Source organism: Kitasatospora sp. GAS1066B (assembly GCF_041262605.1).
Taxonomy (GTDB): Bacteria; Actinomycetota; Actinomycetes; order Streptomycetales; family Streptomycetaceae; genus Kitasatospora.
The window spans coordinates 23791-36493 of sequence record NZ_JBGCCO010000001.1 but is presented as its reverse complement, the minus strand read 5'-3'; the positions used below and the strand labels follow the sequence as shown (position 1 = coordinate 36493).

The window sequence follows — 12703 nt, the reverse complement described above, 5'->3', positions numbered from 1 at the left end:
ACTCCCGGCGTCGACCGTCCTCGCACAACGCCGTACCGACGCACGTGCGTTGCGCCTGCCTCGGTGCGGCACCGGGGCAGGCGCGAGCAGGCCCGGCCTCACGCGGTGGCCGCCGGTCCGGCCGCCGCCCGGGTCGAGGTGTCCGCCGTGGCCGCGCGCAGGTCGTCGGCGATCCGAGCGACCAGTGGATCCACGGCGGCCGCGACGGGTGCCGACAGGCCGGTGCCCATGGTGGTGTTCGCTCCCTCGACGGCGTAGACGACGAGTGTTCCCGGGAGGCGGTCCAGGGCGCGGGCGAGTTCGACGGCTTCGCCGAGGCCGAGTCCGTGGGAGCTCGTCGGGCCGTCGGAGGGGGAAAGGCGTTCACTGCCTAGTTCCAGGCGGTGTACCCGACCCGGATGTCCGGGGTGCGCGTGCGCGGCGTCCACCACCACGGCCAGGTCGGCGGCCTCCCACAGGGTGAGCAGCCGGGCCGGGTCCCCGTCGCACACCCGGAGTGTGGTGCCGTCCGGCAGCGGCCGGGCCACGGCCCGTTCGGCCAGTCGGGCCACGACGGTCCGGCCCACCCCGTCGTCGCGGCGGTACTCGTTGCCGACACCGATGACGACGATCCGCGACGCGAGGTTCATGTGCCTCGCTCTCCCCGGCTGTCGTGCCGGTCAGTCGCTCGCGGGTGTCACGTGGGCCGCACGGGTCACAGACAGGGCCACCTGGAGCAGAACCGGGCCAGTCCTTCCACCCCGACGGCGGACCGCTGCCGATACTGGCCCGGACAGCAGCGCGGGCGCGGGAGGTCGACGGTGGCGGACGGCGCAGCGGTGATCGACAAAGGCGGGCTGGACACGCTGATCGCGGTGCTCGTCGCGCGCGGCCGAACGGTCGTGGGGCCGACGGTCCGCGACGGGGCGATCGTGCTGGCCGAGATCTCCGGCGGCGACGATCTGCCCTACGGCTGGGGCGTCGAGCTGGCGGCCGGCAGCTATCGGCTGCGCGCCCGCGAGGACGGCGCCGCGTTCGCGCACAGCGCGGGCCCGCAGTCCTGGAAGACCTTCCTGCACCCGCCGCGCGAGCGGCAGTGGAGCGCTGACCGGGACGCCGACGGTGAGCTGGTGGTGACCGAGGACCGGACGCCGGCCCCCTCGTACGCGTTCCTCGGGGTGCGCCCCTGCGACCTGCGGGCCATCGCGATCCAGGACCGGGTGCTGACCGGCGGGTTGTACACCGATCCCGCCTACCGCGGGCGGCGGGAGCGGGCCTTCCTGGTGGCGGTGGAGTGCACCGAACCGGGCGCCACCTGCTTCTGCGTGTCCATGGGGACCGGGCCGGCCGTGGGCCCTGGCTACGACCTGGCGCTGACCGAGGTGCTCGACGCGGACGGCCACCGCTTCCTCGTGCGGGCCGGCAGCGAACAGGGGGAGGCGGTGCTGGCCGAGCTACCGCGCCGGGCCGCCGACACCGCCACCAGGACCGCCGCCCAGGAGCGGGTCGCCGAGGCGGCGGACCGGATGGGCCGCAGCATGCCGCTGGTGGACCTGCAGGTGCTGATGCGCGAGAGCCTCACGGCCGAGCGCTGGGACGACGTCGCGGCCCGCTGCCTGACCTGCGGCAACTGCACGATGGTCTGTCCGACCTGCTTCTGCACCACGGCGGAGGACGTCACCGACCTCACCGGCGACCACGCCGAGCGCTGGCGGCGCTGGGAGTCCTGCTTCGACCGGGACTTCTCCCACCTGCCGACGGGCCCGGTCCGCGACTCCTCGCACAGCCGCTACCGGCAGTGGGCCACCCACAAGCTCGGCACCTGGTACGACCAGTTCGGCAGCTCGGGGTGCGTGGGCTGCGGTCGCTGCATCGTGTGGTGCCCGGTCGGCATCGACATCACCGAGGAGGCCCACGCGCTGAACCGCGAACGCGAGGGCGCCGACCGGAAGGGAACGCCGTGACCGCCGGCAGGCATGGCTTCCTCGGCGCACTGGCGCCCGGTCACGGTGACCGCCTGCTCGCGTTCGCCCAGGACGTCTCGTTCCCCGCAGGCACCCGGATCTTCGAGGAGGACGGCGTCGCCGACCGGTTCTGGATCGTCCGCTCCGGCCTCGTCGCGCTCGACGTCCATGTTCCGGGTCGGCGCGCGGCCGTCGTGGAGACCCTCGGCGAGGGTGATCTGCTCGGCTGGTCCTGGCTGTTCGAGCCCTACCACTGGCAGCTGGGCGCTCTGACCCGCGCCGCCGTGTCGGCGTCCGAGTTCGACGCGCAGCGGGTGCGTGCCGCCTGCGCGGCGGATCCCGCCTTCGGCCTGGCGGTGACCCACTGCGTCGCCCAGGTGATCGCCCGTCGGCTGAAGGCCACCCGTACCCGCCTGCTCGACCTGTACGGGCCGCCCGCATGACCGTTCCCCTGCCGTACCGGGTGGTGGACCGCGCGGTCGAGACCCACGACACCGCCACCCTCACCCTGGAACCGGTCCGCCAGGCCCTGCGGCCTTTCGCGCCGGGGCAGTTCGCGATGGTGTACGCCTTCGGCGTCGGCGACATCCCGCTGTCGGTCTGCGCGATCGACGGCCTGCGGCTGACGCACACGGTGCGCGCGGTCGGGGCGATCTCCGGTGCGCTGCACGCGCTGCGCCCCGGTGCGAGCGTCGCGGTGCGCGGCCCGTTCGGTACCGGCTGGCAGCTGGCCGGCGCGGCCGGGCTCGACCTGCTGGTGGTGGCCGGCGGCATCGGGCTGGCGCCGCTGCGCCCGCTGGTGTGCGAGGCGCTCGCCGCCCCCGGGCGGTACGGGCGGCTGAACGTCCTGATCGGCGCGCGCGAGCCCCGCGAGCTGCTGTACGCCGCGGAGGTCGGCGGCTGGCCTGCGGCGTTGACCACCGTGGACCGGCCCGACGCGCGGTGGCGGGGCGAGGTCGGCGTCGTGACGACCCTGCTCGACCGTGCCGCTTTCGACCCGCCGGGCACGGCGGCGTTCATCTGCGGCCCCGAGCCGATGATCCGGGCCACCGCCGGTGAGCTGGTGCACCGAGGCGTCGACCCGGACCGGATCCGGGTCTCGCTGGAGCGCACCATGCACTGCGCGACCGGCCACTGCGGCCACTGCCAGCTGGGCCCGTTGCTGCTCTGCCGTGACGGCCCGGTCGTCACCTGGGCCCGTGCCCGACCCCTCCTCATGGTCCGGGAGCTGTGACATGACCGCCAGCGATCGCCCGAAGCTCGCCGTGTGGAAGTTCGCCTCCTGCGACGGCTGCCAGCTCACGCTGCTCGACTGCGAGGACGAACTCCTCGGCATCGCCGAGCGGATCGAGATCTCCCACTTCCTGGAGGCGTCCAGCGCGACCGATCCCGGCCCGTTCGACCTGTCGCTGGTGGAGGGCTCGGTGACCACACCGCAGGACGCCGAGCGGATCCAGCACGTCCGCGCCGTCTCCAAGCGGCTGGTGACCATCGGCGCCTGCGCGACCGCCGGCGGCGTCCAGGCGCTGCGCAACTACGCGGACGTCGCCGAGTTCCAGGCCGTCGTCTACGCCCGGCCGGACTACATCGACACGCTCGCCACCTCCACGCCGATCAGCGCGCACGTCGCCGTCGACTTCGAACTGCGGGGCTGCCCGATCGACCGTGGCCAGCTCGTGGAGGTCATCACCGCCTACCTGGCCGGGCGCAGACCGGACGTGCCCGCGCACAGCGTCTGCTTCGAGTGCAAGCAGCGCGGCACGACCTGCGTCACGGTGGCGCACGGCACGCCCTGCCTGGGCCCGGTCACCCACGCCGGATGCGGCGCGCTCTGCCCCGCGTACGGGCGGGGCTGCTACGGCTGCTTCGGTCCGTCCGACTCCACCAACTTCCCCTCCTTCATCCCGCTGCTGCGCCGCGACGGCATGGACACCCTGGACATCGTGCGGGTGCTGCGAACCTTCAACACGGCCGCCCCGGAGTTCGACGACGCCTCCCGGAAGGAACTCGACCAGTGACCCACCGCGGCTCCCGGGTGCTGCACGTCGGATCGCTCGCCCGAGTCGAGGGCGAGAGCGCGCTGCACCTGCTCGTGGACGGCGGCGAGGTCACCGAGGCCCGGCTGGCGATCTACGAACCCCCGCGCTTCTTCGAGGCGTTCCTGCGCGGACGCTCCTACACCGAGCCGCCCGACATCACCTCCCGGATCTGCGGGATCTGCCCGGTCGCCTACCAGTTGAGCGCCTGCCGAGCACTCGAGGACGCCTGCGGCGTCACCGTGGACGGGCAACTGGCAGCGCTGCGCAGGCTGCTGTACTGCGGCGAGTGGATCGAGAGCCAGACGCTGCACGTCCACCTGCTCCACGCGCCGGACTTCCTCGGCTGCGCCGGCGCCGTCGAGCTGGCCCGCACCCGGCGCGCCGACGTGGAGCGCGGCCTGCGACTCAAGCAAACCGGCAACGCGATCGTCGAACTGCTCGGCGGCCGGGCCATCCACCCGGTCAACGTCCGGCTCGGCGGCTTCCACCGGATCCCGAGCGTGGCCGAACTGCGGCCACTGGCCGAGAAGTTGCGCCGGGCCCGGGACGACGCGCAGGAGACCGTGCGCTGGGTGGCCGGCTTCGAGTTTCCCGACGCCGGCTGCGACCACGACCTGCTCGCGCTGGCCGAACCGGGCACCTACGCCATCGAGTCCGGCACCCCGGCGGTCATGCCCGCCCCGACCACCGCGGGCCTGCCCGCCGGCTCCGACCGGGCGCTGCCCATCCGCACCTTCGAACTCCACACGTTCGGCGGCCACGTCGTGGAACGCCAGGTGCCCCACTCCACCGCGCTGCACTCCCGGCTGGACGGACGCCGCCACCTGACCGGCACGCTCGCCCGCTACGCGATCAGCGGCCGCTGGCTCTCCCCGATCGCCCTCCAGGCCGCCCAGGACGCCGGACTCGGCGACCCCCGGCAGGGCACCGTCTGCCGAAACCCCTTCCGCAGCATCGTCGTCCGCGCGGTCGAGGTGCTCCACGCCCTCGACGAGGCAGTGCGCATCATCGACGCCTACGAACCCGCACCGCGCCCGTATGTCGACGTGCCCGCGCGGGCCGGTACGGGCCACGGCGCCACCGAGGCGCCGCGAGGCCTGCTCTACCACCGCTACACCCTCGACGAGGACGGCACGGTCACCGACGCCGTCCTGGTCCCGCCCACCGCGCAGAACCAGGGGGCGATCGAGGAGGACCTGCGCCGGATCGTGCGGGACCGGCTGCGGGCCGGCGATCCCGGCGACGCGGAGTTGACCGCCCTGTGCGAACGGGCGATCCGCAACCACGATCCGTGCATCTCCTGCTCGGCCCACTTCCTCGACCTCACCGTCGAGCGGGGCGAAAGCGGCTCCTGAAGCCCGGCATGGAAGGGGCGGCTCGGTCCCCACGACATGGGGCGAGCGGCCCTTCCGCGATTCGGAGGCCTTCCGGCGCTGGGCCCACCAGGTGGGCGAGGAACTGCGCGCCGGCGAGCAGGAGTAGTCCCGTGGCGGATCGGGCTCCGGTGATCGAGTTCGGCGCGGTGGGCTTCGGCGTCGACTTGCTCGGGGTCCGGCACGCGGGTCGGCACGAGCAGCCGTCAGAGCGTGAAGCTGCGGCTCTCACCGGGGTGGATCGCCGTCGTCGAGCCCCGCACGGCGACCTGGATCGGCGGCTGATGGCTCTCGGGGAGGCTCACGGTGGCGGTGTGGCGGTCGACGGTGATCCGTACGCCCCAGTGGCCCCGGTAGCGCAGGTCGAGTTCTAGGCGGCCGAGGGCGGAGGGCAGGCGCGGGTCCAGCCACAGGGTGTCCTCGCGGATCTCCAGGCCGGTGTAGCAGCGCTGGAGGAGGTCGACGGCGCCGGCCATCGCGCCCAGGTGGACGCCCTCGGCGGTGGTGCCGTGCTGGAGGTCGAGCAGGTCGCTGCGCAGGGCGTCGCGGAAGAACCGCCAGGACCTTCGGCGGTCGGCGCGGGTGAGGACCCAGGCGTGCACGACCGCGCTGAGGGTCGAACCGTGGACGGTGCGGCGCAGGTAGTAGTCGGTGGTGTGGCGCAGCAGTTCGTGTCCGGCCCGGTAGCCGAGTCGGCGCAGCAGGTCGCGCAGTTCACGCGGGGAGAAGAGGTAGCAGAGCATCAGGACGTCCGCCTGCTTGGACGCCTGGTAGCGGTTGACGCTGTCGCCTTCGGCCTCCAGGATCCGGTCGAGGCGCCTCAGGTCCGGGTAGCGCCGCCGGTAGGCCGTCCAGTCCAGTTCGGCCAGCCGCTCGTAGCCCTCGAACTGGCTGATCACGCCCGCGTGGAACGGGACGTGCAGGCGGCGGCCGACCTCCTGCCAGCGGTCGAGCTCGGCCCGGTCGATCGCCAGGCGTTCCAGCAGTTCGTCCCGCCGGTAGTCGGGCAGGAGTTCGACGGTGTCCAGGGCGCGGGCCAGTACCCAGGAGGCGAGGACGTTGGTGTAGGCGTTGTCGTCCAGGCCGGGCTGGTCGGCCCAGGGGTAGGCGTCGTGGTACTCGTCGGGGCCGAGCACGCCGCGGATCGAGTACCGCTCGCGGGCCGGGTCGTGAGCGGCGAGGGCGGACCAGAAGCGCGCGATCTCCAGCAGCATCTCGGCGCCGGTGGTGGCGAGGAAGTCGAGGTCGCCGGTGGCCTGGTAGTGCTGCCAGATGTTGTAGGCGACGGCCGAGCCGACGTGTCGCTGCAGGCGGCTGTGGTCCGGGAGCCAGCGGCCGGAGAGCGGGTTGAGGTGCAACTGCTGGGACTCCTCGCGGCCGTCGCTCGCGCTCTGCCACGGGTACATCGCGCCGCGCAGGCCGGCCTCGCGGGCGGTCTGCCGGGCGGCGTCCAGGCGGCGGTGGCGGTAGCCGATCACGGCGCGGGCCAGTTCGGGGAAGCGCAGGTTGAGCAGGCGCAGGACGAACAGCTCGTCCCAGAAGACGTGGCCGCGGTAGCCCTCGCCGTGCAGGCCCCGGGCGGGGATGCCGACATCCAGGTCCACCGAGTTCTCGGAGTAGGTCTGCAGGAGGTGGAACAGGTTCAGGTGGAGGGCGAGTTCGCCGTCGAAGTCGGCCTCGATCCGGCAGCGCCGCCACAGTTCGGCCCAGCGCAGGCCGTGTTCGTGCAGCAGGTGGTCGAAGTCGGGGGCTCGGGCGGCCAGGCGCTGGGCTGCCGGCAGGGGCGCTTCGATGGCGGGGTCGCGGGAGGTGTACACCGCCACGGTCTTCTCGACGGTGACGGGGCGGCCCTCGGTGAGGTCCAGCGTGAGCAGCTCGGCAGCCCAGCCCTCGCGCAGCTCGGTGGAGCGGTGCGTCGCGGGCGGGGTGGCGCGGGCGCGGGCGGCGACTGCGATGTGCAGGGCTGAGCCCGCGGTGGTGACCTGGAGCCACAGCGTGCCCTCCTCTTTCAACCCCTGCCCAGCGGGGGCGAGGTGACGGCTGGTCAGACCCTGGTAGCGGGCGACCCCGGTGTTGGCGACGGTGCCGTCCAGGGCGGAGCGGACTTCGAGCGGGCCGGACCAGTTCTCCGCCGTCAGCTCGGTCTCCAGCACGACCAGGTGGGGCTGGGCCTGGCTGGCGATGCGGCGCTGTAGCAGGCGGGTGCGGCGCCCGTCCCGGTCGACGACCAGCGCGTGCCGGGTCAGCACGCCCCGGCGCAGGTCGAGCTCGAGCCGTTGTTCGTCCGGCGGGCCGGTGAACCACTCGCCGTCGGCGGGGCGGAAGGTGAAGGCCTGCCAGTTCGGGCAGTTGACCAGGTCCTCGTTCTCGACGGTGCGGCCGCCGCCGACCGAGACGGCCCGGTCGTAGACGCCGGCCAGGTAGGTGCCGGGGTAGTGCACACCGTCCGCCGACGACTCGGGCGCGGCGGCCCGGCTGACCAGGTAGCCGTTGCCCACCGCGCACAGCACCTCGCGCACGCCCTCCTCGGCCGCCTCGAAGCCCTCGAAGCGCAGGTGCCAGGCGTCGTCCGGCCGGTCCGGGTCGTTCACGGCAGCGGGTCGGGCGTGCGGACCGGTCGCCCGGTGACAGTGGGCAGGGGCTGGCCGGCCAGCGGGTCGGTGCTGACGCCGAGCAGGAACCAGACCGTGGTGCTGAGAGCATTCGCCAGCCGGGTGAGCGTCGCCAGCTCGACCACGCCGGGGGAGGACTCCAGGTACGCGAGGCAGGAGGCGGAAAGCCCGGCCTCGGCCGCCAGCCGGGCTCGGCTGAGGCCGAGCTTCTCGCGGCGCTGGGTGACCCGGCGGCCGAGGTCTCCAGGATGTCCCGGGCGGACCTCGGCGGGGCCCGCTCGGGCGGGATCGCGCTGCTCGGAGTTCATGAACATCTCCCGTCACCTGCCCTCTCATGCCCTCTCAGCGAGGCTCGTTCCCTTCATCGTCGGCCGGATCGGCGGGTGTCGCGAGGGCCGGCCGGGCTCTTCGGGGAGGGCCGTCCGGCCCTGTCCGCAGGCGACGTTCGGCAGGAGTGTGGAGGCAGGGACCGATCGAGGGAGCCGAGATGTCCACCGTCCAGTACCTGCCGCACGCCGTTGAGGCGCTGCTGGCCGACGGGACCACCGCCACGATCCGCCCGCTGCGCCCGGGCGACCACGCCGCCGTGCTCGATCTGCACGGCGAGCGGATGTCCGAGGGAAGCCGCCGGCTGCGGTTCTTCGGCGCCAGCCGCCGCGCACCGCAACTGGCCGCCGACCGGCTGTGCGGCGGGCATCAACCCGAGCTGCTGGCGCTCGGAGCCTGGGTGGACGGCGAGCTGGTCGGGGAGGCGGACTGCGAGCCGGTGGAGGGCCACCCCGAGACCGCGGAGCTCGCGCTGGCCGTCGCGGACGCCTGGCAGCACCGTGGCGCCGGAACCCTGCTCATCGAGCACCTGGTCCATGCCGCCCGCGAGCGCGGCATCGCCACGTTCGAAGCCGACACGCTCGCCGACAACCGCGCGGTGCACCGGCTCTTCACCGACCTCGGGCTGCCTGTCCACCGCCGCTTCGAGCAGGGCGAGGTCAGGGTCCTGGTTCCCCTGAACGAGGAGGCCGAGCACTACCAGGAGGCCGTCGAGCAGCGCGGCCGGGCCGCTGACGTGGCCAGCCTCGCGGCGCTGCTGCGCCCGCGCTCGGTCGCCGTCGTCGGCGCCTCCCGACGGCCGGGTTCGGTCGGACAGGCGGTGCTGCTGAAGATCCGCGGCAACGGGTTCACCGGGGACCTGTGGGCGGTCAACCCCTACGCGGAGCGGATCGCGGACGCGCCCGCCTACCCGTCGCTCGCCGCCCTGCCCGCCGCGCCCGACCTCGCCGTGCTGGCGGTGCCGGCGGCAGTGGTGCCCGGCGCGGCCGAGGAGTGCGGGGTCGCCGGGGTCCGTGCGCTGGTGGTGCTCACCGCCGGCCTGGACGCCGACCAGGCGAGGCAACTGATGCACGCCTGCCGCCGGCACAGCATGCGGCTGGTCGGCCCGAACAGCCTGGGCATCGCGCAGCTGGACCCGGCCGTGCGGCTGGACGCCGAGTTCGGCGGTGCTGCCGCCCGGCCCGGCACGGCCGGGGTCGCGGTGCAGTCCGGGGGCGTCGGCATCGCGCTGCTGGGGCAGTTGGCCCGTCTCGGGATCGGCGTCTCCAGCTTCGTCTCGCTCGGTGACAAGTACGACGTCAGCGGCAACGACCTGCTGCAGTGGTGGGAGGGTGACGGCCGCACCGACCTGGCGCTGCTGCACCTGGAGTCCTTCGGCAACCCACGTGCCTTCTCCCGCACCGCCCGCCGGGTCACCCGCCGCCTGCCGGTGCTCACCGTCGACGCCGGACGCTCGGCGGCCGGGCGCCGTGGCGCCGCCTCGCACACCGCGGCCGCGGCCACCCCGACGGTGACCCGCGAGGCACTCTTCCGCCAGGCGGGCATCACCGCCACCCGCAGCATCGCCGAACTCGTCGAGACCGCCGCGCTGCTGCACGCCCAACCGCTGCCCGGCACCCGGGGAGCGGTCGCGGTGGTCTCCAACGCCGGTGGGATCGGCATCCTGGCCGCCGACGCCTGCGCCGATGCCGGACTGAGCCTGCCGGAGCTTCCCGCCGCCACGGCCGCCGAGCTGCGGGAGCTGCTGCCGGACGGCGCCGGGGTGAGCAATCCGGTGGACACCACGGCCTCCGTCGCAGCGGCTGAACTCGCCCGCTGCATACGAGTACTGACGAAGTGCCGGTCGATCGACGCGGTGCTGGTGTCGATCGTGCCGACCGCGCTGGGCGCGGGAGGCGAGCAGGATCCGCACCGGGCGTTGCGCTCGGAGCCCGCCCGGCGGCGGGTACCGGTGCTGGCCGTGCTGCCCGACCAGGAGGCGCCCGTGCGGTATCTGACCTGTACGGACGGTGACCGGCTCCCCGCCTACGCCGATCCGGCCAGCGCCGCCCGAGCCCTCGCCCACGCCCGGGACCGCGCGCGCTGGCTCGCCGAGCCGCCCACCGCCGCCGCGGTGCCCGACACCGCCGACACCGCCGTGGCCCGGCACCTGGCGGCAGCCTTCCTCACCGACTACCCGCGGGGCGGTTGGCTCGACCCGAAGCAGACGGCCGACCTGCTCGACTGCTACGACCTGCCGCTCACCACCTCGATCTGGACACGCGGCGAGCACGACGTGCTGCTCGCCGCCCGGACGCTGGGTCAACTCGGCCACGAGGGCAAGTCGGTGCTCAAGGCGTACTGGCCCGATCAGCTCCACAAGAGCGCGGCCGACGCCGTGCGCACCGGACTCGGCGGCACCGACGAGGTCCGCGCCGCCTACCGCGAGTTCGAGGCGCGCTTCGGCGAGTCGATGGCCGGTGTCGTGGTGCAGCCGATGGCCGCCCCCGGGCTCGAACTGCTCGCCGGCGTCGTCCAGGACCAGGTCTTCGGGCCGCTGGTCATGCTCGGTCTGGGCGGCACCGCCACCGACCTGCTGGACGACCGCACGGCCCGGCTCGCCCCGCTCACCGAACGCGACCTGACCACCATGGTCACCGAACTGCGCTCCGCCCCGCTGCTCCTGGGCCGCCCCGGCACACCGCCGGTCGACCTGACTGCCCTGCGCCGGGTGCTCGCCGGACTCTCCCGGCTGGCCACCGACCTCCCGCAGCTGGCCGAGGTCGACCTCAACCCGCTGATCGCCCGCCCGGGCGGACTGCTCTGCGTGGACGCCCGGGTCCGCCTGGAACCGCGGCCCGCCTTCGACCCGTACCTGCGACGGCTGCGCCGCCCGGCCGCCGCTCAGGAGCGAGAGCCATGAACCGCGGCGTGCTCGACGGCACTTCCACCGAGTCCTTCGCCGATCCCGGCCTCGGTGGTCCGCTGGGGCGGCTGACCGAGCGTGGGTCAGCTGAACGGGACGACCGCGACCGGGCATCGCACGTGGTGGATCACCGCGTGGGCCACCGGCCCCAGGTGCGCCCCCAGCGGACTGCTGCGGTGGCGGGCGCCGATGACCAGCAGCCCCGCGTGCGCGGCGGCCTCCACCAGGGCGATGCCGGCGTGGCCGCGGAGCAGTTCGGTCGCCGCCGGCAGGTCGGGGTAGCGCTCACGCCAGGGGGCGAGCGCCGCGTCCAGGCGGCGCCGTTCGTCGGCCTCCAACTCCTCGTCCATGCTCGCGATCGCGCCGAACGTCAGGTACTCGCTGCCGGGCGGCGGTTCCCAGACGCGCACTGCGGTCAGCGGGACCCGGTGCAGCGAGGCGGCCTCGAAGGCGAAGGCGAGCGCCTTCTCGTAGGGGTGCTCCAGGTCCAGCCCCACGGTGACGCCCGGCTCCCCGGTGGCGGCCGGCGGTGGTTCGTCGGCTTGGCGACCAGGGGCGGCCGCCGCGGGTTCGGCCCGGACCAGGACGACCGGGCAGTTGGCCCGGCCTAGCACCTGCTGGCTCACCGAGCCGACGACGAAACCGCGCAGCGTGCCGAGCCCGCGAGAGCCGAGCACCAGCATCGTGGCCCGGTCGGCCGCTGCCTCCAGTACGGCCACCGGGTCGTCCGGAACGTACGCCGCCCGCACGTCGAGTTCGGGGAAGCGGGCGCGGATGGCGTCCGCCTGATCAGCCAGCCGCTGGCGCCCCCAGCGCTCGGCCTGCCCGGTGCCCAGGGGCCTGCTCGGCGACCCGGGCCAGGCCTGGATGAGCTCCAGCGGCAACCCGCGCCGCCGTGCTTCGCGCGCGGCCCAGTCGGTGGCGGCCGTGCTCTCGGTCGACACGTCGAATCCGGCGATGATCAGTCTGCTCACGGTGATCCTCCGGTCTCACTCCGGCCTCGGGGCGCAGGTCCTCCCGGCTTCCTCACTCGTGCAGGGCGTCCAGCGCCGAACGCAGCCGGGCGGCGGCCTCGTCGGCCACGGGTGTCAGCTCCGCCTGGCCGCTGACCTGGACCATCACCTGCGGGTCCATGGCCTCCACCACCGTTCCGCCGTCGGCGGAGCGCACCACGACGTTGCACGGCAGGAGCAGGCCGATCCGGCGGTCGACGCCGAGGGCACGGTGAGCGAGCGGGGGGTTGCAGGCGCCGAGGATCAGGTAGTCCTCCATCGCCTCGCCGAGCTTGGCCCGCAGCGTCGCCCGCACGTCGATCTCGGTCAGGACGCCGAACCCCTCTGCGGCGAGCGCGGCGCGCACGCGCTCGACCGCGTCATTGAACGAGACGTCGAGCCAGACGCTGATTCCGTAGTCCATGATCGTCTCCGATGCTGGGGAGCGCCCTTCCATCGTGAGCCCGCGCTCCCCTGATGTCATGGCCGGGCCGGCCCCGGTGCGGGGGCCG

General features: G+C 74.0%; 11 protein-coding genes. 6 read left to right on the top strand and 5 right to left on the bottom strand.

The window, feature by feature from the left end; all coding sequences use genetic code 11:
- Positions 1-98: 98 nt before the first annotated feature.
- Positions 99-629 carry a hydrogenase maturation protease gene (locus ABH937_RS00190; protein ID WP_280693394.1) on the bottom strand — a complete coding sequence of 177 codons (531 nt, stop codon included), beginning with the start codon at positions 627-629 and terminating at the stop codon, positions 99-101.
- Between the two features lie 171 nt (positions 630-800).
- Here ABH937_RS00190 and ABH937_RS00185 point away from each other — a divergent pair, with 171 nt between their 5' ends.
- From ABH937_RS00185 to ABH937_RS00165, 5 genes are read left to right on the top strand one after another with little or no spacing between them, the layout of a single operon-like run.
- Positions 801-1943, top strand: a complete 1143-nt coding sequence (locus tag ABH937_RS00185; protein WP_280693395.1) for a 4Fe-4S dicluster domain-containing protein — start codon at positions 801-803, stop codon at positions 1941-1943.
- Complete coding sequence (locus ABH937_RS00180) at positions 1940-2386, top strand: cyclic nucleotide-binding domain-containing protein (protein ID WP_280693396.1); 447 nt, start codon at positions 1940-1942, stop codon at positions 2384-2386. The genes ABH937_RS00185 and ABH937_RS00180 overlap by 4 nt, the downstream gene beginning before the upstream one ends.
- A complete protein-coding gene (locus tag ABH937_RS00175) occupies positions 2383-3177 on the top strand; it encodes an FAD/NAD(P)-binding protein (RefSeq protein ID WP_280693397.1) in 795 nt (264 codons plus the stop codon). The genes ABH937_RS00180 and ABH937_RS00175 overlap by 4 nt, the downstream gene beginning before the upstream one ends.
- A gap of 1 nt (position 3178) precedes the next feature.
- Entirely contained in the window at positions 3179-3961 is a 783-nt protein-coding gene (locus tag ABH937_RS00170) for an oxidoreductase (protein WP_280693398.1), read from the top strand.
- Positions 3958-5337, top strand: a complete 1380-nt coding sequence (locus tag ABH937_RS00165; protein ID WP_370216695.1) for a Ni/Fe hydrogenase subunit alpha — start codon at positions 3958-3960, stop codon at positions 5335-5337. The genes ABH937_RS00170 and ABH937_RS00165 overlap by 4 nt, the downstream gene beginning before the upstream one ends.
- A gap of 224 nt (positions 5338-5561) precedes the next feature.
- Here ABH937_RS00165 and ABH937_RS00160 read toward each other — a convergent pair whose 3' ends face one another.
- Positions 5562-7946: a glycoside hydrolase family 65 protein gene (locus ABH937_RS00160; RefSeq protein WP_370216694.1), complete on the bottom strand. Its 2385-nt coding sequence runs from the start codon at positions 7944-7946 to the stop codon at positions 5562-5564.
- On the bottom strand, positions 7943-8275 hold the full coding sequence (locus ABH937_RS00155; protein ID WP_280693401.1) for a helix-turn-helix domain-containing protein: 333 nt from the start codon (positions 8273-8275) through the stop codon (positions 7943-7945). Before ABH937_RS00155 ends, ABH937_RS00160 begins: the two co-directional genes overlap by 4 nt.
- Before the next feature lie 179 nt (positions 8276-8454).
- Here ABH937_RS00155 and ABH937_RS00150 point away from each other — a divergent pair, with 179 nt between their 5' ends.
- Positions 8455-11196: a GNAT family N-acetyltransferase gene (locus ABH937_RS00150; RefSeq protein WP_280693402.1), complete on the top strand. Its 2742-nt coding sequence runs from the start codon at positions 8455-8457 to the stop codon at positions 11194-11196.
- Between the two features lie 86 nt (positions 11197-11282).
- On the opposite strand, the gene ABH937_RS00145 is transcribed toward ABH937_RS00150, so the two are convergent.
- Both ABH937_RS00145 and ABH937_RS00140 read right to left on the bottom strand, forming a co-directional pair.
- Entirely contained in the window at positions 11283-12173 is an 891-nt protein-coding gene (locus tag ABH937_RS00145) for a universal stress protein (RefSeq protein ID WP_280693403.1), read from the bottom strand.
- Between the two features lie 52 nt (positions 12174-12225).
- On the bottom strand, positions 12226-12615 hold the full coding sequence (locus ABH937_RS00140; RefSeq protein ID WP_280693404.1) for a DUF302 domain-containing protein: 390 nt from the start codon (positions 12613-12615) through the stop codon (positions 12226-12228).
- Positions 12616-12703 lie beyond the last annotated feature (88 nt).

Bases quoted from the DNA above. Each gene is read 5' to 3' on its own strand.
- ABH937_RS00190 (WP_280693394.1), bottom strand. From the start codon at position 629: ATGAACCTCGCGTCGCGGATCGTCGTCATCGGTGTCGGCAACGAGTAC.
- ABH937_RS00175 (WP_280693397.1), top strand. From the start codon at position 2,383: ATGACCGTTCCCCTGCCGTACCGGGTGGTGGACCGCGCGGTCGAGACC.
- ABH937_RS00170 (WP_280693398.1), top strand. From the start codon at position 3,179: ATGACCGCCAGCGATCGCCCGAAGCTCGCCGTGTGGAAGTTCGCCTCC.
- ABH937_RS00155 (WP_280693401.1), bottom strand. From the start codon at position 8,275: ATGAACTCCGAGCAGCGCGATCCCGCCCGAGCGGGCCCCGCCGAGGTC.
- ABH937_RS00150 (WP_280693402.1), top strand. From the start codon at position 8,455: ATGTCCACCGTCCAGTACCTGCCGCACGCCGTTGAGGCGCTGCTGGCC.
- ABH937_RS00140 (WP_280693404.1), bottom strand. From the start codon at position 12,615: ATGGACTACGGAATCAGCGTCTGGCTCGACGTCTCGTTCAATGACGCG.